This window comes from Aquirufa sp. ROCK-SH2 (assembly GCF_054558315.1).
Window position 1 is genome coordinate 24,066 of the sequence record NZ_JBPXKB010000002.1, and the last position, 22,014, is coordinate 46,079.

21 protein-coding genes are annotated in these 22,014 nt (G+C 36.2%); 14 read left to right on the top strand and 7 right to left on the bottom strand.

Going from position 1 to position 22,014, the window contains the following annotated elements:
* The first annotated feature begins 98 nt into the window (after positions 1-98).
* The 6 genes from V7S79_RS04030 (at position 99) to V7S79_RS04055 (ending at position 7,381) form a co-directional block, all read left to right on the top strand.
* The gene (locus tag V7S79_RS04030; protein ID WP_459489276.1) at positions 99-2,948 is read left to right on the top strand and encodes a T9SS type A sorting domain-containing protein; all 2,850 of its coding nucleotides are present in this window, start codon (positions 99-101) and stop codon (positions 2,946-2,948) included.
* Complete coding sequence (locus tag V7S79_RS04035; RefSeq protein WP_459489277.1) at positions 2,945-3,121, top strand: PID-CTERM protein-sorting domain-containing protein; 177 nt, start codon at positions 2,945-2,947, stop codon at positions 3,119-3,121. The genes V7S79_RS04030 and V7S79_RS04035 overlap by 4 nt, the downstream gene beginning before the upstream one ends.
* A gap of 9 nt (positions 3,122-3,130) precedes the next feature.
* Positions 3,131-3,712, top strand: coding sequence for a hypothetical protein (locus V7S79_RS04040; protein WP_459489278.1), 582 nt, complete (start codon positions 3,131-3,133; stop codon positions 3,710-3,712).
* Complete coding sequence (locus tag V7S79_RS04045) at positions 3,712-4,107, top strand: hypothetical protein (protein WP_459489279.1); 396 nt, start codon at positions 3,712-3,714, stop codon at positions 4,105-4,107. Before V7S79_RS04040 ends, V7S79_RS04045 begins: the two co-directional genes overlap by 1 nt.
* Before the next feature lie 311 nt (positions 4,108-4,418).
* Positions 4,419-5,897 carry a cryptochrome/deoxyribodipyrimidine photo-lyase family protein gene (locus V7S79_RS04050; protein ID WP_459489280.1) on the top strand — a complete coding sequence of 493 codons (1,479 nt, stop codon included), beginning with the start codon at positions 4,419-4,421 and terminating at the stop codon, positions 5,895-5,897.
* Complete coding sequence (locus V7S79_RS04055) at positions 5,894-7,381, top strand: cryptochrome/photolyase family protein (RefSeq protein ID WP_459489281.1); 1,488 nt, start codon at positions 5,894-5,896, stop codon at positions 7,379-7,381. Before V7S79_RS04050 ends, V7S79_RS04055 begins: the two co-directional genes overlap by 4 nt.
* On the opposite strand, the gene V7S79_RS04060 is transcribed toward V7S79_RS04055, so the two are convergent.
* The 4 genes from V7S79_RS04060 to V7S79_RS04075 form a co-directional block, all read right to left on the bottom strand.
* Positions 7,338-8,411: an FAD-binding domain-containing protein gene (locus V7S79_RS04060; protein WP_459489282.1), complete on the bottom strand. Its 1,074-nt coding sequence runs from the start codon at positions 8,409-8,411 to the stop codon at positions 7,338-7,340. The two genes, V7S79_RS04055 and V7S79_RS04060, sit on opposite strands and share 44 nt — an antisense overlap.
* A complete protein-coding gene (locus V7S79_RS04065; RefSeq protein ID WP_459489283.1) occupies positions 8,411-8,704 on the bottom strand; it encodes a TIGR03643 family protein in 294 nt (97 codons plus the stop codon). Before V7S79_RS04065 ends, V7S79_RS04060 begins: the two co-directional genes overlap by 1 nt.
* Complete coding sequence (locus tag V7S79_RS04070) at positions 8,679-8,816, bottom strand: DUF2256 domain-containing protein (RefSeq protein ID WP_459489284.1); 138 nt, start codon at positions 8,814-8,816, stop codon at positions 8,679-8,681. Before V7S79_RS04070 ends, V7S79_RS04065 begins: the two co-directional genes overlap by 26 nt.
* A gap of 163 nt (positions 8,817-8,979) precedes the next feature.
* Complete coding sequence (locus V7S79_RS04075; RefSeq protein WP_459489285.1) at positions 8,980-9,612, bottom strand: hypothetical protein; 633 nt, start codon at positions 9,610-9,612, stop codon at positions 8,980-8,982.
* A 158-nt stretch (positions 9,613-9,770) separates the two neighbouring features.
* Here V7S79_RS04075 and V7S79_RS04080 point away from each other — a divergent pair, with 158 nt between their 5' ends.
* Genes V7S79_RS04080 through V7S79_RS04095 form a run of 4 tightly spaced genes read left to right on the top strand, consistent with a single transcriptional unit; the run spans position 9,771 to position 14,195 of the window.
* Positions 9,771-10,799, top strand: a complete 1,029-nt coding sequence (locus V7S79_RS04080; RefSeq protein ID WP_459489286.1) for a sensor histidine kinase — start codon at positions 9,771-9,773, stop codon at positions 10,797-10,799.
* Positions 10,792-11,520 (top strand): LytR/AlgR family response regulator transcription factor, encoded by a 729-nt coding sequence (locus V7S79_RS04085; RefSeq protein ID WP_459489288.1) that lies wholly within the window; start codon positions 10,792-10,794, stop codon positions 11,518-11,520. Before V7S79_RS04080 ends, V7S79_RS04085 begins: the two co-directional genes overlap by 8 nt.
* On the top strand, positions 11,492-11,950 hold the full coding sequence (locus V7S79_RS04090) for a (2Fe-2S)-binding protein (RefSeq protein WP_459489289.1): 459 nt from the start codon (positions 11,492-11,494) through the stop codon (positions 11,948-11,950). Before V7S79_RS04085 ends, V7S79_RS04090 begins: the two co-directional genes overlap by 29 nt.
* A gap of 1 nt (position 11,951) precedes the next feature.
* Positions 11,952-14,195: a xanthine dehydrogenase family protein molybdopterin-binding subunit gene (locus tag V7S79_RS04095; RefSeq protein WP_459489290.1), complete on the top strand. Its 2,244-nt coding sequence runs from the start codon at positions 11,952-11,954 to the stop codon at positions 14,193-14,195.
* 95 nt (positions 14,196-14,290) lie between these two features.
* Here the strand turns inward: V7S79_RS04095 and V7S79_RS04100 are convergent, their stop codons facing one another.
* A complete protein-coding gene (locus V7S79_RS04100; RefSeq protein ID WP_459489291.1) occupies positions 14,291-15,202 on the bottom strand; it encodes a LysR substrate-binding domain-containing protein in 912 nt (303 codons plus the stop codon).
* Between the two features lie 247 nt (positions 15,203-15,449).
* Between V7S79_RS04100 and V7S79_RS04105 the strand changes: the two genes are divergently transcribed.
* The 3 genes from V7S79_RS04105 to V7S79_RS04115 are packed head-to-tail and all read left to right on the top strand — an operon-like array spanning position 15,450 to position 18,240.
* Positions 15,450-16,439 carry a sodium-dependent bicarbonate transport family permease gene (locus V7S79_RS04105; RefSeq protein WP_459489292.1) on the top strand — a complete coding sequence of 330 codons (990 nt, stop codon included), beginning with the start codon at positions 15,450-15,452 and terminating at the stop codon, positions 16,437-16,439.
* Complete coding sequence (locus tag V7S79_RS04110; RefSeq protein ID WP_459489293.1) at positions 16,432-17,283, top strand: DUF6671 family protein; 852 nt, start codon at positions 16,432-16,434, stop codon at positions 17,281-17,283. Before V7S79_RS04105 ends, V7S79_RS04110 begins: the two co-directional genes overlap by 8 nt.
* Positions 17,284-17,289: 6 nt before the next feature.
* Positions 17,290-18,240 (top strand): L-threonylcarbamoyladenylate synthase, encoded by a 951-nt coding sequence (locus V7S79_RS04115; protein WP_459489294.1) that lies wholly within the window; start codon positions 17,290-17,292, stop codon positions 18,238-18,240.
* 18 nt (positions 18,241-18,258) lie between these two features.
* On the opposite strand, the gene V7S79_RS04120 is transcribed toward V7S79_RS04115, so the two are convergent.
* Both V7S79_RS04120 and V7S79_RS04125 read right to left on the bottom strand, forming a co-directional pair.
* Complete coding sequence (locus tag V7S79_RS04120; RefSeq protein ID WP_459489295.1) at positions 18,259-19,104, bottom strand: aldo/keto reductase; 846 nt, start codon at positions 19,102-19,104, stop codon at positions 18,259-18,261.
* Between the two features lie 107 nt (positions 19,105-19,211).
* Positions 19,212-20,840, bottom strand: coding sequence for a carboxylesterase/lipase family protein (locus V7S79_RS04125; RefSeq protein WP_459489296.1), 1,629 nt, complete (start codon positions 20,838-20,840; stop codon positions 19,212-19,214).
* Between the two features lie 161 nt (positions 20,841-21,001).
* Here V7S79_RS04125 and V7S79_RS04130 point away from each other — a divergent pair, with 161 nt between their 5' ends.
* Positions 21,002-22,009, top strand: coding sequence for a sensor histidine kinase (locus V7S79_RS04130; RefSeq protein ID WP_459489297.1), 1,008 nt, complete (start codon positions 21,002-21,004; stop codon positions 22,007-22,009).
* Positions 22,010-22,014: the final 5 nt, after the last annotated feature.

The window sequence follows — 22,014 nt, forward strand, 5'->3', positions numbered from 1 at the left end:
TTGAATGCTGATTTACCTCAATTTGAGTTGAATTATGCTCCTTTTTATTCACGAGAATTGAGAGCTTAGACTTTCAATACTTTTTAATGATAGCATTTATGAAGAAATTTTTTCTGTTAGAGCGCACCCATAGTCTAGGCTCAAATCGTCATAAATACGCGAAAATTCTTTCGACACTTTTTCTTAGTTTATTTTTGTTGAATGCAACATTGGCCAACGAATATGTCGTGTTCAATAAAGTGGTATATTCCAGTTCATATACCAGTAGTAAAATAAACAACGTCCAAAATTTATCTGGATCTAACTTTAAATTCATTTCTTCAGCGGCAACCTTCACAGCCTCTACTTCTGGAGGTAACGTATCCGGAACTTTCGAATATTTCAATGCTTCTAATACCAAGGTTAGTATTGCAGGTGCCATCGAGGGAAAGACAAAAAATGGAGGAACAACGAGTTTTTTATTTGTTCCAACTTCTGGTACAACACGATATTTATTAGTCATCCCAGGGAAAGAATCTGATGCAGATTTTGTGACAGACGCCGATCCAGGCGTGGATAGTTCTCCGCCGGCCACCGATTTAAATTCATTAAAATCAACACAATCAGCAGCATCTACCACCACAACGAGTGCTTCTGTTGTTGTCAACATGGCTGACCCGTCTGCTGTGACGGAATCAAATAGTAATTATATTGTCTTTACATTGACATTCAGCACAAGTAGATCGGCAAGTAGTTCCACCGTAAGTTTTACTCCTACTCTTACGGACGTGAGTACCACAAGCGGTTCAGACTATAATTCAACATTTGAATATTCCACGACCAGTAGTACATCTGGATATTCCACTGTTTCAGGAGCCATTTCAGTGGCTTATACCACCAATACGATTTATTTGAGGGTTGCATTGAAAGATGATATTTTACCTGAAAGTGCAGAAACATTTATTTTAAAAACAGGGGCTTTTTCAGGTGCAGGAAATGGTGAATTATCCAATGGATCTACTGGGGCTAATGCCATTGGAACCATCAACGATGATGGGGATCCTTATCTTTGGACAGGCTCAACTTCTGCGGAATGGACTACAGCTGGGAACTGGAATTCCAATGCAGCTCCAAGTTCTACCACTGACGTCAAAGTGATTGCCGGTACATCACATGATCCAACTCTCAGCTCAAACGTTGCTGTCAAAAATTTAGAAGTAGGTTCTGGACTTACCTTAAATACAGGAGGTAATTCCATCACAGTTAATGGCAATTTAATTAACAATGGCGTTATTAATAGCACCAACTTAACGGGAAAAGTTTCCATGTCGGGCTCTTCCGCACAAACCATTACAGGTTATGGGTATATCGACAATTTAGAAATAAATAATTCATCAGGAGTTAGTATCAATTCAGACTCTACCATCATCAATAGGGCATTATTCCCTGTTGCAGGTGTGTTAACAACTAACGGCCGATTGGTTATGAACAGTACTTCAAGTGGTACTGCGGGAGTATTTCAAAAAACAGGAACTTGTACAACTTACTTGAGTGGTACGGTAAAATTGAGAAGATACATCGACCCCAATAACAATGCGACTTATCGTTTAATTGGAAATCCATTTAGCGACAATAATAAAACTTTTAGTTCTTTTTCTGGGCTACCCTTAACTTATGCTTACCAATACAACAATACCTATGCCACCCCAGATCCCAACAGTGCCAATGGTGATCCAGCTTGGTCGAAAGTAATTGGCTCGAATGTCTTTGACACAAATAAAGGAATCATCACCTACGTTAATGCGGGCACTCCATTTAGGATTGAAGCATCTGGCAATTTGAATCAATGTGATGTTGCTATTAATTTCAGTGCGTATTCCAATAGTGATGCAAATAAAGGATTTGTTTTATTATCCAATCCATACATGGCTTATTTGGATTTATCTCAAAACACCAGTCGAAGTAATCTCCAAAACGGTTTTTATATATGGGATACGGGGGCAGATGTAACAGATGCCAATTCTCAAAAAACAAAACAAAGCGGTTACAATGCCAAAGGTAAATATAAAACGGTTGTACCCGGGGGTTCTAATGATGCAACCATCATACCACCATTAGGCGCCTTTTTCGTCAAAGTGGGGGTTGGTGCTGGTTCACAAAATGGGTCTATCACGTTTAAAGAAACAGAAAAGTCGAACTCCAACAATGTGAATTACTATACTCCTTTTTCAAGCAAATCTGGATCAAAAAATCCTTCCATGCTAAAGACGGTTAGTAACAATCTTGTTCCCATTTATCAGCTAAAACTATCCAACAATGGAAAAGAAATAGATGATTTCAAATTAGTATTTAGAGACGAGGCAAGTAACAACTATGATAACTGGGATTTGACAAAGATGGCCAATTCAAACATCGATTTGTATTCCAAAATCCCAGAATCCAATTACAACTTCGCGGTAGATACCCGTTCAAAAACTTTTGATTCTTTTGAAATTCCCATTTACCTCAGCTCAAAGGTGAATATCGCTACGGAATCATTTGAGTTAAACTGGAATCAACAGTCGGAAATAGATGCTGAATTTCAATTAGAAGATTTGATCAGCCAAGAGAAAATTAAATTGAGCAATGGAAAAACCTATTCCTTTCAAGCAGGCAATTTCTCTTCCAGCTCCCCTCGATTTAAAATCATTGTTTTAAACAAAGGCTACAACGATTTCACTGATATCAATGTATTCCCGAATCCTATCGAAAGCCTAGTAAACATAGATGCCAAAGGGAATTTAGAGGGTACTTGTCAAGTAGAAATTTTTGATTCCAACGGTGTATTTGTTTTGTCCAAAGCACTTAATTTCTCCACAGATAAAATTCCAAACATCAATCTGGAAGAATTAAAAAGTGGCATATACTACATGAAGGCAAAAAATAATCAAACAGGCATTGTATACTCTAAAAAATTAATCAAAAAATGAAAAAACTAGTTTTCACACTCTTATTTTTTAGCCTTTGTTTAGGAGTATACGCTCAACCCAACTTTCCAACAGATCCACAAGGAGTTCCTGTAGACGGAGGATTAAGTATTTTACTAGGCGCTGGCATTGGTTATGGGGTTAAAAAAATAAACGATCACAGAAAAAGGAAATAGGTGACTTAAATGTACAGACTTCGAACATTTTTCAATGATTTTCCTAAAGAGGTGAAAGTTTTTTTGCTCCGCTGTCTCCTATTATTCATTGTTTTTCAAGCTTATTTTTTACTCATTGAATCCAATTATCGAATAATAAACAATCCGCTAACCAACAAAATTGCCTCATTATCAGCCAATGGATTAAATGTTATCCATCATACAAATGCATTTCGTATTACCCCTTTTTTCTATTCCACAAGAATCGAAGGAGAGCTGGAAAATCGACATGCAATTAGAATTTTATTTGAAAATAAATACATTCTGCACATCGCAGATTCTTGTAATGGATTAGAATTGATTGCACTCTACATTGGATTCATCATCGCAATGCCTTTTAAAGATGCGAAGAGAAAAGTCAAATACATTTTGTTAGGCTCCATCGTAATTTTTGCTGTCAATGTACTAAGATGCATTGGACTCGTGGAAGTACAAATGGTATTCCATCGATTATTCAAATTTGCGCACCATTATTTATTCAAAATGATCATTTACGGAACCATCTTTTTTATTTGGTTTTTATTTATGAAAAAAGTCAAATTGCAAGAATAATGTCACCTAATCATAAAAAATCAATCTTGTGGATCACAGGATTGATATTAATCATTACCATTTACACCCTTTTTTATTTATTCTTTGTAGAGAATAAAGAAATTGTAATGGTTCCAAGAAAAATTAGACATTTAATTAAATTTCTAACCACTTTTTCGGTTTATTTCATCGGCACTTATTTTCTCGGGAAATTTCACGTAAAATGGATGGGACAATTATGGCATTTCATACACATTTCACTGTTAGGAACATTGATTTTAGTAGGATTCTATGATTGGGCCATTCACCAAGTGTCCCAACACATAAAAGACCTATCAGTCGTTTTTCAAGAATTCCTTATTTCCCCTACCTTATATGTTGGAATGGGGATTATTAATAGATCAGGTAAGAGGTAAGAGGTAAGAGGTAAGACGTAAAAGGTAAGAGGTAAAAGGTAAAAGGTATTAGCCTGATGGCTGAGCGGAGCCGAAGCCTGAGGGCGGAAGAGGTAATAAGTATGTCGAATTAAGGAAAATAGTCTTAATTTTTCTTAATGCCTTAATGTTTAAAGACAAAAACATGGGCTTAACAAAACCGAAGCCAGAGGGCACAAGATGTAATAAAATCTTTGTGTCGTTGTGTTTAAAAAAGATCAAAACTACCCCTATCACAAGACTTGAACAAAACAGCAAAACATTAACCAAATATTGTTGGTTTACTTAATGTTGTGATAAAAGAAAAAGAGCCCATCAATATCGTTTGGTTTAAACGTGATCTGCGATTTACAGATCATGAGCCACTATTCAAGGCCTTGAATGAAAATATCCCCGTTTTACTCATCTACTTTTTTGAACCTTCATTGATCGACTATCCAGACAGCGATGTCCGACATTGGCGGTTTGTTCACGAATCTTTGGTGGAAATGCAAGGACGACTCGAGGATAGAAAGGGCACATTATACGTATTTCATCAAGAAGTTTTACCCGTTTTTGAGGCCTTATCTAACACGTATGCCATTCAACACATCTATTCTCACGAAGAAATCGGGAATGATTTAAGTTTTCAAAGAGACCGACAAATGATTCAATTTTGTCAAGAAAAAAACATTCTTTGGAAAGAAACTCCAACCAATGGCATCATTCGAAAACTGAAATCCAGAAATAATTGGCAGGCGCTTTGGGAAAAAACCATGAAAGAGCCACCTTTTCTACAAAGAGAAGACAATTGGAATTTAGTCCAAATTTCTGAAGAATTTTATCAACATTGGAAAGGCAAAGATTTGCCCAAAGAATTCAGTACAAGGAATAAAAATTTCCAAGAAGGGGGTGAATATTGGGCTTGGAAATACCTGGACACCTTTATTCAGGATAGACACGTAAATTACAGCAAGTCCATCAGCAAACCCGAGGCGAGCAGGCGAGCTTGTTCTAGAATCTCGCCCTACCTCAGTTTCGGAAATATTAGCATGCGCATGGTTTATACCTACACCATGAATCATTATCAACAAGCGAAAAATAAACGCGCATTGAGTAATTTCATTTCGCGCTTGCATTGGCATTGTCATTTCATCCAAAAATTTGAAGATGAATGCCAAATGGAATTTGAAAACATCAATAAAGCCTATAATCAAATCATCAAGGCGAAAAATGAAACCTATATTTTGGCTTGGGAACAAGGTAAAACGGGCTACCCTTTGGTAGATGCGTGCATGCGATGTCTGGTTCAAACAGGTTACATCAATTTTAGAATGAGAGCCCTTGTCGTTTCATTTTTTGTCTTTAATCTATGGCAAGATTGGCGGGATTTGAAACATTTTCTAGCCAGGCAATTTTTAGACTATGAGCCCGGCATTCATTATCCACAAATTCAAATGCAAGCGGGCGTAACTGGAATCAATACCATTCGAATTTATAATCCCATTAAAAATTCCTATGAACATGATACCGAAGGCGTTTTTATCAAAAAATGGGTGCCAGAATTAGCCCATTTACCTGCTAACTTATTGCATGAACCTTGGAAATTAAACGACTTGGAACAAGATTTATACCAAATTAAATTGGGCATCGATTACCCTTTCCCAATTGTCGACCTAGAAAAAAGTCGCAAAATAGCTTCCGATCAAGTTTGGGGATTAAAAAAAACACCATTGGCCAAAAAAGAAGGAAAGCGCATTTTAGGAAAACATGTAAATACCCCAAAGAAATGAGTGCATTTTTGATTTTCCCGCATCAATTATTTGAAGAAATATGTTCAATGGATCATACGGACACCTTCTATGTCATTGAATCCGACTTGTTTTTTAAGCAATATGCATTTCACAAACAAAAACTCCTCTTTCATCGGGCAAGCATGCAAGCCTTTGCTGAGCGACTAAGCGCGCAGGGAAAAACGGTGATATACATTGATTCTCAAGACAAAAGAGCCACCGAAATTGAGCTATTAAAATCCTTGAATGAATCAAAAATTACCTTATTTGATCCACATGATTATTTATTGGAACGCCGTATTCGCAGAACTTATCAAGGCACCATTCATTTTTTACCAAGTCCCAATTTTCTAAACACAGACACGAACCTGATTGGTCAAAGAACCCCCTTTTTTCAAACAGCATTTTATATTCAGCAAAGAAAAGATCGAGGAGTTTTACTGGAAGAAGAAAATAAACCTTTGGGTGGCCAGTGGACCTTTGATGCAGAAAATCGAAAAAAGATTCCAAAAAACACCCCAATTCCAGCTCCATTTCCTCACAAAAAGCCCAATAAATACATTCAGGAAGCAATCTCATACGTCGATGAATTTTTTCCGAATAATCCTGGATCAACTGATGTGCCATTTGAAGGCACTTATTATCCTTGTACTCACCAAGAGGCAGAGGAAGCTTTGGAACAATTTATACAAGAACGTTTGACTCTATTTGGCGATTATGAAGATGCCATGCAAGTCCAACAAAACACGCTTTTTCACAGCATTTTGAGTCCCATGTTAAACGTTGGTCTACTGAATCCTTCTCAATTGATTTCAAAAATCGAATCCGCAAACGTTCCCCTCAACAGTAAAGAAGGCTTTATTCGACAAATCATGGGCTGGAGGGAATTTGTGCAATTAGTGTACAAAAAAGTAGGTGTACAACAGAGAACTAAGAATTACTGGCAATTCCACAAAGGCATGCCAAGCGCATTTTATACCGCTGAAACAGGCATTGATCCTTTAGATATCACGATCAAAAAACTCTTACATTCTTCCTATAATCACCACATTGAGCGATTAATGGTCCTAGGAAATTTTATGTTGCTGTGTGAAATTCATCCAGATGCTGTTTACCAATGGTTCATGGAAATGTACATCGATGCGTATGATTGGGTAATGGTTCCCAATGTTTACGGAATGTCTCAATTCAGCGATGGAGGATTAATGACAACAAAACCTTACATCTGTGGCTCCAACTACCTATTAAAAATGAGCGATTTTCCGAAAGGGCCTTGGCAAAAAATTTGGGATGGTCTGTTTTGGCGATTTTTAGATAAACAAAGAGACACTTTTTCCAAAAATCCTAGATGGGCTATGTTAATCAGTACTTGGGACAAAATGCCTTTGGATAAAAAATCCGATCATCTAAAAAATGCCAACGAATATTTAGAAAAACTATTCAAAGATGTTTCTTCAGCTGATTCCAAAAAGAAAAAAAACTAGGAAATTCCTTGGTTAAATTATCCCAAATAAATGGATAAGGTTCTCTAACTCCCTCAAAATGAGCGTTAATTGGATGATCTCGAAAGATGCCATGGATGTTCAAATCGGCATATTCTCCATAATAAACCTGTAAATCAGGTATTTCATTGGCAAGATCCAAGATGAATTTCAGTGATTTCGAAGAAATGGGATGACGAAGAAAATGGGAAGGCTCCAGCACAAGAATTCGATTCCCTTTTTCTCCTGCATGAAACAAAGGATCTAGCGTGTAATGCGTATAAATAAAGGTAGGTAAATCGAGATTGATCGTTGGAAACGGAGTTTGCGGTGCTTCAAAAGTTAAATTCAATTTTTCACCATTTCTCAAAATCTCCGGAATGGGTAATTGAGGTAATTCTTCGTAATCAACATCCAAAAACGTACCCCATTGATTGCTTTCGGTATATTTATTGATATTTTCTTGATTGGCATAATACAATTTATTGCTAAAAGTACCAGCGCACCATTGCCAACTTAATGCATTACTTGCTAAATCGCTGTCTAATAAATAATAATATAGCCAAGCAGCGGGATCGGACCAATGGTATTTACCCACATTGCAACAAATAGATGCAATGTACATACGCAGGTGATTATGCAAATAGGCAGTTTGAGAAAAGGTAGCCAAATGCTCATCCAAGACCTTGATGCCAGTGTTAGAATGTAAAATGGCAGAAGGCAAACCTTGATGTAGCACATCATTCTGAGGATGTCGGATATCTTCAAAAATCCGATCTCCCATTTGAAACCAAGTTCGAGTATAAAATTCCCGCCATGCCAGTTCTTGAACGAACTTTTCCATATCAATAACTTCCAATCCACGCCCTTTTAAGCGATCCAATACAAATGGAATTGTGATAAAACCTCTTGATAAATAGGGAGATAAATAAGAAACAGCGCCGGATAAATAATTTCGAGTTTTGGCGTATTCTATCGGATCAAATTGATCTATTCTTGCATAAACTGCCTCAAGATTGCTTGGGAAATCCATTAGCGTTTACTGATTTTATTAAGGCTAATACTACGCTGTAAATTGCATTTAAACCGCTTGGAATCCGTTATTCGTTTCATTAAGTGTTTGGTAGCACGGCCAGACATTCTTTTTCTCCACATTTTAAAACTAGAATGTTTAGAATTCAAGCGCATGAACTCGATTACCTCTTTTTCCTTCAAACCAAATTGAAATTCAATGGCCTCAAAAGGTGTTCGATCTTCCCAAGCCATTTGAATGATTCGGTCGATGTCTTCTACGGAAAACTTACTTTGTTCTTCTACACTTTTCACTACAATAAACGATTTGATCCCAGTTGCGTTCCCATTTTTTTCTCCACAAAAAAGGTCTTTGGCAAACAGGACATGTTTTCGAAGGTAAATGTTGCTTCTTAACTCCCTTCATAAAAAATGAAATTGATTTTCAATGTAAGAGGTAAACCAAAAATGGATCGAAATGTTTTTGGTATAGAAAACAAGAATAGGAAGTTTGTACCTTTTTACTTTAATTAATTTTTTCTTTGTGTCTTTGTGTTAGAAAGTTTTAAACACAAAGACACAAAGAAATTTTACAATCGATAATTCACCCCAATCGTGCCAATGAAAAATTGGTCAGTAATGGTATAATTGGCAAAGGCTTTCGCTTGAAAATGCTTATCAATGTCATACGAAATTGACTCAGCGACGCCTGTCAAATTTCCATTGTCTAAATAATATCCTTGAGACAATAAATTCCATTTGTCTTTGTGATAATTCACATTAAAAGCACTAAACAAAGCCTTGAAATCACTATTCCTAGCAACACCATTCAATAAAAATACCCCTAAAGTTACTTTCCCTGAAACAGGATAGGATGTATTTAGCTCTTGGCCAAAAAGACTCGTTACTTTATAATCTTCCGAAACCTGCATGGCAGGAATATGTAATCCTAAACTTGCCTTAAATTTCTTGTTCAATAATTTGTAACGAGTAATTAACGCTATCGTATTAGGGGTCATACTCTTAATACGCATCGTATACATTAAATGGCCAGTTAATTTTTTATCAAGATTAGTACTTGCATTGATGATTAAATTAGGCTCTTTGGAAGTAAATGCTGGAACAAAAGAAAATCCACCAGAACTTAATTCAATACTGCCAGTTTGGGCGTTTAAAGTAATATTTAATGATAGTAAGATGATCGTGAATAATAATTTTTGCATTATGGGGTTTGATTTACTTAAAAGAAAATACAAATATATTCATTTTGATACAATAGGCTGTTTGCATTTGGTCGAAAATTTGTACCGTTCGTCTAAGTTGTCACAATCATCGTCCTTTAAGTAAATTAAATCCTTACTTTTAAGGAAATTTTCACAAAATGAATCAGAAAAGCAGAGTAATCAGCTTTAATATCATCTTTTGGAGTGCCTTGTTTTTTTACAAGTGGATTGGATTTGGTGCATTGACAGAAGAATATGTCAAACAATTTGTCTATTCCATTGTCAATATCCCTATTGCCTTTTTAACCGCCTACATTAGTTTTCATGTCGTTTTTGAGAAACATCATACTTCCAAAAATCAATTTAATTTATACTTAAACCTAATTGCTATTGGGCTAGTCGCTATTTTATTGAAACGACTTTTCAATCATTACTATTTTGAGCCAAATTATTTACAAATTCAATATGTTGGAGGCTTGATTACTTTGCCGAAAATTCTTTTTGAATTGGTCAGTTTGTATTTAATGGTTGGATTATATGGAATGTTCTATTTCTTAAACCATTGGTTCGATCAAAGACAACAATTGGAATTATTGAATAAAGAGAAAGTTAAAACGGAATTAGATGTCTTAAAATCTCAAGTTCATCCTCATTTTTTGTTCAATATGTTGAACAATATCTACGCTGGTGCCTTAGAAACTAGTCCAGAAACTGCCCAGCAAATTTTGCAATTATCCAATTTTATTGAATATAATTTATACCATGCACAAAAAGATTTTGTGCCAGTAGACGAAGAATTTGAATACCTCAAAAACTTCATTGGACTACATCAAATTCGTTTGGGAGATAAATTAAAGGTAAATATTGAAGTGCCTTCCAATGCCCATCGAGTGCAAATTCCACCGCTTTTGTTATTGCCTTTGATTGAAAACTGTGTCAAACACGGAGCAAATAATTCCATTCGTCCTGCTTGGATAGATATTCAAGTGCGAATCAAGGAAGATATCAAAGAAATATGCTTTGAAATTGCCAATAGCATGGAAGAACCTGTCTTTTCTGAAAATGGAGGTGTAGGTTTAAACAATATTCGGAAAAGATTACAATTGCATTATCCCGACAAACATTTACTAAATATTGTCGAAGAAAAAGGAATCTTTAAAGTGCTTTTAACCATAAAATATGATTAAATGTGTTGTCATAGATGATGAAGTCCCAGCAAGGAAACTAATCAGTTCCTTTCTTACTACTTTGCCTGATTTTGAGGTAATGGAATCATTCGACAATGCAAAGGATGGCTTTGTTTATTTACAACAAAATGAGGTAGATTTATTATTTTTAGATGTTCAAATGCCACGAATGACAGGTATTGAATTACTAAAATCGTTGAACAAAAAACCTTGTGTGATATTAACTACTGCTTTTAGAGATTATGCGGTGGAGGGATTTGACTTGGAAGTATTTGATTATTTGGTAAAACCTATCAGTCAAGATAGATTCTTAAAATCCATTTCAAGATATCTTCAATCAAAACCTGCTGCCATAGAACCTTTGGCGACAAATGACGTAGAAGAGAAAATTAGTTTAAAAGTAGGCAAAGAAATAAAACTTTTGGACCCACATTCTATTTACTTAATTGAAGGCTTAAAAGATTATATCAAGGTTCATACTGCCACAGGAATTTATGTTGTGTATGAACGAATGAGCACAATGGAGTCCATTTTACCCAAAAATATATTTAGTAGAATCCACAAATCTTACATCATTTCCAAGGATCACATCAGCCATCGAAGTCATAACCAATTGACCGTAGCTGGCCATAAAGTGCCCATAGGAAGAACCTATCGAAACGAATTCATTGAAAAAAATAAAAACGCACAACATGATCAAGAAATTTCAAGTTCGCATTAACAAAAAAACCCACACGATTGAGGCAGATGAAAACATGCCAATGTTATGGGTATTAAGAGATCTCCTTGGATTAGAAGGGACTAAATTTGGCTGCGGCGCTGGTGCTTGTGGCGCTTGTACCGTTCATTTAGATGGCAATGCCGTTCGTTCTTGTCAATTACCCATTTCTGCGGTAGCAAAACAAGAAATTACGACCATCGAAGGTTTGTCCGAAAAAGGAGATCATCCTGTTCAAAAAGCTTGGTTAGAAGTAGATGTTGCCCAATGTGGTTATTGCCAAACTGGACAAATCATGAGTGCGGCGGCTTTATTGAAAAGCAATCCAAAGCCGAGTGATGAAGATATCGAAAATTTCATGACGGGGAATATTTGTCGTTGTGGAACGTATACCAGAATTAAAAAAGCCATCCAACTAGCCTCTTCGAAATAACATGGAAAAGAACGATCAAAATTATAGCAGACGCTCCTTTTTAAAAGTTTCATCGCTTTCAGGAGGAGGATTAATGTTGGGAATTAGCTGGTTAGCCAATGCTAAAACAACTGTAACGGCATCGCATTTGCCTTTGGAACAAACCTGGCAAGAACTGAATGGTTTCATTAAAATCACTCCTGATAATATCATCAAAATTTTCAATCCAAATCCAGAATTTGGAACCAATGTCATGACTTCCTTGCCGATGATGGTTGCGGAAGAATTGGAAGTAGATTGGAATGCGGTGGTGGTAGAACAAGGCGATTACGATACTCCTCGCTTTAAAAGCCAATTTACAGGAGGAAGCAATGCCATGGGTCAAGCATGGATGCCGCTAAGAACGGCGGGAGCCACTGCGAGACAAATGCTTTTGCAAGCAGCAGCGAATCAATGGAATGTACCGATCGCAGAATTAAAAGCTTCTAAAGGACAAATCATTCATACGGCTTCCAATAAAACCCTTACTTATGGTGCTTTGGCAACAGCGGCATCAAAATTGCCCGTTCCAAGCAATGTGCCTTTAAAGAAAATGGGGGAATTTTCATTGATTGGAACTTCACAAAAAAACAAAATAGGGAACGACATTGTCATGGGTAAATCCATGTTCACGATGGATTACCAACACAAAGGAATGCTAATCGCGATGGTCATTCATCCGCCCGCATTTGGAATGGAATTGAAATCTTTTGATGCCACAGATGCCTTAAAAATGCCCGGAATCAAGAATGTCTTTTCCATAGATGTCTACAAAGAAGGCTATGAAAGAGCAGGATTCGATACCAGAGCATTTAATAAATTAATTGCAGTGGTTGGAAATTCTACCTGGGAGGTTTTAAACGCTCGTAAAAAAGTAAAAGCAGAGTGGGTTCTTAGTCAAACCAAAACAGAAACCGTAGCGGCTTGGGGAAGAAAACGAGAAGAGGTTGTACCTGGTGGATTAGAAAGTACCGAGCAACACCTAAAAATGATGAAGGAGATGCAGGCGAAAGAAGCAAAACTTCTTCGTAAAGATGGAAATCCAGAGGAGGCTTTCACGAAAGCAAAAAAAGTGCTAGAAAGAACCTATACGGCACCTTTTTTACCACATAATCCCATGGAGCCCATCAGTTGTTTTGCACATATCACCAACGAAAAGGCCTATTTTGTCGCTCCAATTCAGATTCCAGAAATGATGAAGCAAAACATCATGACTAACCTTGATTTGAAGGATGGGCAAATAGAAATGAAATTAGCTAGAATGGGCGGTGGTTTTGGAAGAAGAGCGTATGGGCATTATATCGTGGAGGCAGGACATATTTCCAAAAAAATGAATGCTCCGATTAAATTGATTTATACGCGTGAAGATGATTTAACCAATGGAATTTATCGCCCGTCTTACATGATTACCTATCGTGCTGCCATTGATGAGAATAACCAAGTGACAGCCATTCATGTAAAAGGAGGAGGTATTCCAGAAGGGGCCATTCATGAAAATCGTTTCCCAGCTGGGGCATTTGATAACTATTTGGCAGAAGGTTGGGCCATCCCTTCGAACATTACCATTGGAGCATTTAGAGCACCAGGGTCCAATTTCAATGCAAGTGCGGAACAATCCTTTTTGGATGAATTAGCCGAAACCATTGGCAAAGATCCCATCGATTACCGCATTGAATTATTGAAACGTGCCAAAGCTAATCCTGTTGGGAAAAGGAATGATTACAATGCTGACCGATACATCGGGGTATTGGAATTAGTCAAAGAAAAATCGGGTTGGGGAAAACCTGAAAACCAACATAAAAAGAGAGGTGTTTCAGCTTATTTTTGCCATAATTCGTATGCGGCGCAGGTGATCGATTTGCAGATGAAAAATGGGGAAGTTGTCGTTGATCAAGTAACTACAGCCTTAGATTGTGGATTTGTGGTAAATCCAGAAGGGGCGAAAAACATGGCCGAGGGAGCTGCAATAGATGGAATAGGAAATGCTTTATTTGGCGGATTGGTTTTTGAAAAAGGAAAACCAACCAAAGTGAATTTAGACACCTATAAAATGATTCGTCACCACGAAGCACCGAAAAACATTGCTGTTCATTTTGTGGAAAGTACGCAAAATCCAACAGGTTTAGGGGAGCCTCCATTCCCACCGGTATTTGCCGCTGTAGCCAATGCGCTTTATCGTGCGACAGGCAAAAGATACTATGATCAACCGTATTTAAAATCGGTTTAAGTGTAAATAGTTCCCACTCAGCAAAGCTGAGCGGGTGTGTTGATTTTCTTTTTGTGCGCTTGGTGTTTTCATTTAAACACCAAGTTCACAAAGGATTAAACAAAATATTTTTGACTTAATTGTGATTTATTTTCAGTTAAAAAAGTCAAAAAAGCATTCGCTACTGGCGATAACTTTTTGTTCTTATGCCAAATTAATTTCCATTTGGTAGAGATGGGTAAACCCTCTTTTTCAATGATTTTTAATGAGCCCATTTTGAGTTCATTTTTTATTCCAATGATGGGCATAATTGAATAACCCAAACCTGCCACAACTGCTTGTTTAACCGCTTCATTGGACGTTAATTCAATTTTTTTCAAGCCATCAACGCCCTGTTTTTTAAAATATGCCTCCATCACTTTTCTAGTGCCTGATCCATATTCTCTAAAAATCAATGGAAGCTCATTTTTAAAATCATGGTAATTAAACGTTGGATTCATCCGAGAAGTCTCATCATTTCCAACGAGGTATAAATCGTTATTCAATAGATCGATAAAATTAAAATTAGGGTTTTCTAAGGCATCAGAAACAAGACTAAAATCAACCTCATTATCCAATTGACTCTCTATGACTTTTTCTCTATTGGTCACATCTATGGTTATTTCTACGCCAGAATTTGTTCTTAAAAAATCGGTTAAAAAATAGGGCAAGACATATTTACCCGTTGAAACACAGGAAATTTTTAAACGGCCAACTAATTGATTCTTGAAGGCCATTGTTTTATAATTAATGGCATATACTTGATCTAAAATCCCTTTGGCGGAAATGGCTATTTCTTTACCAAAATCCGTCACATAAATCTTCTTTCCTATGATCTCTATCAGTGGAATATCGAATTGTGCTTGAAAGTTTTTAATCTGTATTGAAACTGCTGGCTGTGATAAATTCAACTCCTCTGCTGCCTTTGTAATACTCGCAGATTGCACCACTTTTAAAAAAATCTGCAATTGATTTAACGTATAATTCATAAATAATCGTTATGTATTTTATTGCAAAAATAAATAAAAATTATTCATTTTTAGGTATTTAATTTGCATTCAAATCGTCAAACTATGCCATCTATCGTAAAAAAACTATCCATATTTTCTCACTTTTGCGTATCGGGTATCCTTTTATTTTTCCTTTTTCAGAACTCAGATCCAGTCCAAGAAAAGCTTTACGTTTCCCTATTAATTTTTATCACTTTAAATCTACTTCGTCTTTTACAAAAAGAGAATGGAACCAACAGCAATGATCAATTTTGAACTATTATCCTTCAATCTTACCAATCCCACCTTATTATTTTTTTTGTTGGGAGTCTTTGCAAAATATGTAAAGAGCGATTTAGAAATTCCTGCACCGACAAAGAGCTTTATTTCATTGTATTTATTGTTTTCAATTGGGTTCAATGGAGGAAGCGAATTAGCAGTGACAGGCATCACAGCAGAAGTAATGATGAGCCTATTATTTGGCATGATATTAGCCCTTTTCATTCCACTTTACACATTTTTTATCCTAAAACGCAAAGTTTCATCCTCAGATGCGGGAGCCATTGCAGCTTCATACGGTTCAGTAAGTGCCGTTACATTTGTTTCAGCAGTGGCATTCTTGGAAATGAACCAGTTAAAAATGGGGGGTGAAATGGTAGCTGTCATGGCATCCATGGAATTTCCCGCCATCATCATGGGCGTAATTTTAATGAATATTTTTGCAGATAAAAACAAAGAAAAAAATGAATCAAAAATAGAATGGAAAAGTGCTCTAAAACATTCTCTTACAAACGGAAGTGTCTTAATGATTTTTGGAAGTCTTTTGATTGGTTTTGTTTCAGATTCGGCACAATCCATAGGAATCAAGCATTTTACTACGGATATTTTCAAAGGATTCTTAGCCATATTTTTATTGGATATGGGTATGTTAGCCGCGAGTAGGTTTAGCGCTTTCAAAAAACAAGGTTCATTTTTGCTCTTATTTGCTTTGATTATTCCTCTGTTGAATGGTGTTTCAGTGGCATTCATCTCTCAATTTGTTACAACAAATCTTGGCAATAGATTAATTTTTTCAATTTTGGCGGCAAGTGCATCCTACATCGCAGTTCCCGCAGCCATGAGAATTGTGGCTCCCAAAGCTGATCCTGGAATTTATATACCAATGGCCTTGGGTGTGACTTTTCCGCTGAATATCACTTTGGGATTTCCTTTATATTTTCAAATCATTCATGGATAAGCTATCCTATTTTGAAGGAAGAAAAATAGTTATTGCTACGATGCATCAAAAAGAGCTCGTTATTGGCCCAGCCCTTAATCAAGCACTAAATATGCCCTATTGTTTACCTGTCCAATTTAATACCGACCAATTAGGAACTTTTACAGGCGAAATAGAGCGGACTTTAAGTCCTTTGGATGCGGCCAGAAAAAAATGTGAAATAGCTCTTGAACTCTCTGACGCTGAATTTGCTATTGCTTCGGAGGGTTCATTCGGAGCACATCCTGATTTCTTTTTCTTACCCGCAGATGAAGAGTATCTTGTTTTAAAAGAGCGTAAAACAGATGTAGAAATCATCGTTAAATCTTGTAGTTTAAACACTAATTTTGGTACGTTCAATAAAAACTCTGAAGAAAAATTAGAAGATTTTTTAGATCGGGTTAAGTTTCCATCTCATGCCTTGATTGTTAAAAATGCAGCATGTCAACATTCATTTATCAAAAAAGGTATAAAGTCATTCTCGACCTTGCAAAAAGCAATTGACTCTTGCAATTCTCAATTTGGAGAATTTTATATCACAACAGATATGCGAGCTATGCATAACCCAACAAGAATGGAAGTAATTAGAGAATTGACCGAAAAATTAATAGATAAAATGCGGTGTTGCTGTCCACATTGTAAAAGACCTGGTTTTAGTATTTCTGAAGTAAAAAGAGGTTTGGAATGTTCGCAATGTTCCCGTCCAACCAAGTCAGTGAAAACCGCTATTTATACTTGTTCAGGATGTCAATACACAGAATTCGAAGACTATCCAGAGGCAAAAAAAGAAGAAGACCCAATGTATTGCGACTATTGTAACCCATAATCAACGATGATCACCACAGATATTCATTACATTAAAAAACAATTAGAAAATGGCGAGGTGGTAGGTATCCCCACTGAAACCGTTTATGGATTAGCAGCCAATATTTTCAATGATCAAGCTATTTCCAAAATTTTTTCAACGAAAAAAAGACCTCATACAAATCCATTGATTGTCCATGTAAAATCGTTGGAACAAGCCAGAAAATTAGTCAAGGATTTCCCTCCCACCGCGGAGCTATTAGCCAAACATTTTTGGCCTGGACCTTTAACGCTCATCTTACCCAAAGACAGTCAAATTTCTGATAACATCACAGCCAATCAATCAACCGTCGCGATTAGAATCCCCAACCATGCGGTGACCTTACAACTTTTAGATGTGTTGGATTTTCCTATTGCGGCTCCAAGTGCCAATCCATATAATCGAATAAGCCCTACCCGATCTTCTCATGTGGAAAACTATTTTCCAGAAATTGCTATTTTAGAAGGGGGTGAATGCGTGGCAGGTGTAGAATCTACCATCCTTTCCTTTGAGGGGGATGAAGCTGTATTGCTGAGACACGGAGCAATATCCATTGAGGAGATAGAAGCAGTGATCGGACGCATTTCAGATCGAACCTCATTTGATGCAACACACATCACTCCAGGAAGAAACAAAAAGCACTATTCACCCTTGTGTGACTTAGTTATTTCCTCTGAACCTTTGTTTATGTTAAGCGCAGTTCAACAAAAGAAAGTTGGAGTGCTTTGGTTTAATCGGATAAAAATTCATAGTCCAAAAGTAAAAATCAACAAAGTGCTTGCTCCTTCTGGTACATTTGAAGAGGCGGCTTCCAATATGTATGACTTTTTACATCAAATGGAAAATGAAGATGTAGAATTAATCATTGTTGAAAGACTTCCCGATCAAGGATTGGGGAGAACCCTCAATGACCGTTTTGAAAGAGCTTCAGCCAAATAAATTTATCAGAAAGGAAAATTAAATCTCTCTAGCTCCCAACCATTTGACCATAGCAGGATCACGATGATCAAAAAAACTGCTTTTTTGTTGATCCAAGGTTTGAATGATTGCCATTTCGGTTTCCGTCAAAGCAAAATCAAAAATCTCAAAATTTTCGATCATGCGAGATTTACTGACCGTTTTTGGAATAACCACAATGTCTCTTTGAACAAGCCAACGAAGAATGACTTGGGCAATCGACTTATGATGATTTTGAGCAATGTTAGACAAAAGAGAATTGGTAAAAATTTCGTTTTTCCCTTCAGCGAAAGGTGCCCAAGATTCTATTTGAATCGAGTTTTCTATTAAAAACTGTTGATTCCCTATTTGCTGATGAAAAGGATGTGTCTCTACTTGATTAACTGCCGGCACAATTTCTGTAAAATTCATTAAATCTACCACTCGATCTGGATGAAAATTGCTAACTCCAATGGCTTTTATCACACCTTCTTTATACAATTTTTCCATCGCCCTCCACTCGCCAAAAACATCTCCATACGGTTGATGAATCAAATATAAATCCAGATAATTCAATTGCAATTTTTTCAAAGATTTATCAAAAGCCTTCAAAGTACCTTCAAAACCCTCTCTTTGAATCCACAATTTGGTCGTAATGAACAAATCTTCTCTAGCAATTCCACAAGTCTTTAGGGCATTACCTACTGCCTCCTCATTTTGATAAGATGCAGCGGTATCAATCGAACGATAACCCACTTCAATGGCATCGCTTACACATTTTTCACATTCTTTCTCATCAGGTATTTGAAAAACGCCAAAACCTAAAATCGGCATTTCAATGCCATTGTTTAATGGTACTTTTTGCATGTTTTTTATTTTAATCGCGCTCAGCTGCGCTGAGTGCGTACTATTGGCTCAGCTGTGCTGAGCGTGAGTTAGTTTTTACGTAGCCAAAAGTTTAAGCAGATATTAAATTAAATACCTCTTGTCTGTATATTACCTCTATATTTTACAGCCTTCTCAATTACATCCAATCTTGCCTTTCGTGGGTCGGGTTTAGGTACTATTTTGCCATCCAATTCTATGTCAAGCATATCATTTGTTTGATTATTGTAAACTGGCCATTTTGGCAAACCTTCACCATTTGGATTACCTGTTTTTGCAAAATTTGCCCAATAAGCACACATGGTATTTGCAAGTTCTGTTTCTGCTGTAGTTGGTTCACCTTGTTGTCCCCAACGTGCATTCAAGGTATTGAATGCAAAGGAAATATCTGAACCATGCCCTGCACCATAAGGAGAGCGTTGCTGCGCTGAAGCTGGAACATATCCAAATTGAAATATAAAAGCTGGCGATCCTTTTGCTAATATCGACTTTGCTGCAAGACGAGCAGGTTCAGCCCACACCCAATCTGAATTAAATTTGGCAATAACTTCTTCGAATTTTTTACTTCCTTCTGGGTCATAGGCAGCTTTGGCTTCGTCTTCTAAATCACCAAATAAACCAAATAATTCTTCTTTTGATTTTGTGTTATTTACAAATTCTCTACCGTTTTCTGCACTGCAGTTTCCTAACATCATTGGTATTTTAGGGAAATTACCTGATAAATAAGCGATTTCAGCGGTTTGGGTAACAAGTTTTCCATCAAATATTGGACCCGAATAAATTTTGGGACCATTTACACCATTGGTTTCACGTCCTCCATCAATTATACTATCCGCAGGCATGGAACGAAGTTTTGATAAAACCAATGGGTCATTATCATCAATGCCTTTAGCTTTTGCAAAGTTTTTTCCAATTGTTTCAGCTGACACTTTATAAAATGTATCTGCATTTTCTTGATCAATAGGGCGACCCGTTAATACTCCATTTCTACCACCTCCTGAATGACTAATTACTTTATGAAAGAGTCCTTTAGCTGAAGGAATGCTTAGCAATGAATGTACTGAAACACCACCTGCAGAAAAACCGAATATTGTTACATTATTAGGGTCTCCACCAAATTCTGAAATATTTTTCTGTACCCATTGCAGGGCAGCAATTTGATCCATGTAAGCGTAATTACCTTTTAACTCTTCAGGATGATCCTTACTCAAAACAGGGTGGGCAAAAAAGCCTAAACGGCCTAATCTATAATTGATATTTACCAGTATTACACCATTCTTATTTAACGAATATCCGTAATTTTGAGGGCCAGAAGCACTACCTGCTACAAATCCTCCACCAAATATCCATACCATTACAGGTAATTTCGAACTCTTAGTGGCACTCGCTGGTTTCCAAACATTGAGAAAAAGACAATCTTCTGATGAGTTAGGATTCATCTTTGGAGCATTGGGTCCAAAACCTGCTTGAGCGCAATCCTTACATGGTTTTGTTGCATCTAATTCTCCACTCCAATTTTTTACAGGCTGAGGAGGTCTCCAACGAAACTCTCCAACTGGTGGAGCTGCATAAGGAATTCCTTTAAACACAATTGATTCGCCATCCACAATACCTCGAACAATACCATTTTTAGTATTAATAGTAGGGGCAATAGATGTTGTTTGTGCTTCAGATGAAAGAGCAATTAAGACTGCAAATCCGATTAATATTTTTTTCATAATTTTTGGTTTTGTATGTTAATTGAATCAACTACAAATTTAGACGTTAAACATTAATCAAAAATTCGTGATAACTCTACATATTTCGTTTTCATATAGTATGATCTATTTATTTAAAAAATCTAAAGTACATTTACTGTCAATTTTTTAATTGTTTACAAATGCTAGAAAGTCCATTTTCGAAACCCAAGTTACTTTTTATCAGCATTGCCTCTTCCTTATTTATATTGTACCCTGATATAACTTGGTTACCTTTTCAATTTGAAAACTTATTAGGTGTAAAATTGATTTTTCCAATTTTATCCTTTTCTCTAAAATTTATCTTTTTTATAATTCTACATTTTACTTTACTACGACTTAATTTATTTACCGTTGGCGAAACACTATTTCAAAAACGATTAATGCAAAGTTCCTTTATTACATTAGTTTTTTTTGGAATATATGGATCTATCGCTTTCTCATTGTTTGAAAAGGTTAGGCACTTTGGAAGCCTTGTGTTGTTTCAATTTTTTATGGTTTCTCTTTTATGTTCAATGCTAGGGTATATTTATAATCTGTATAATGAAAAAAGAAAAAAAGAATTGGTAATTGAGGAGCTAACCATTAAAAACCTGCAAAGTCAATATGATGCTTTAACTAACCAAATCAACCCACATTTCTTTTTTAATTCATTAAATGGACTTACTTCATTAATTAGAAAAGATAATGAAAAGGGAACTATCGACTATGTAAATAACCTTTCAGATGTGTTTAGGTATATTTTACAAAGTAATCAAAAGGGATTAATTACATTAGATGAAGAATTGAAATTTGTGGATTCGTTTAAATACATGATGGAGATTCGATTTGCAAAAAAATTAAAATACAATATCGCGATTAACAAAGCATTTCTAGAGTATAAGCTACCGGTGCTATCAATACTACCATTGCTAGATAATGTTGTTGTTCACAATACAATTGATTCTGACCATAAAATGTTAGTAGAGATTTCCATAAATGATGCCAATGAATTGGTGATTTCTAACCCAATACATGCCAAACTTTCTGAGCCAGTTACAAATGGTACAGGTCTAAAAAACCTTCAGGATCGCTTTTCATTATTGATGAATAAGTCCATAAGAATTATAAATGATGGGGTAAATTTTACTGTTTTTTTACCTTTAAAATAATTTAA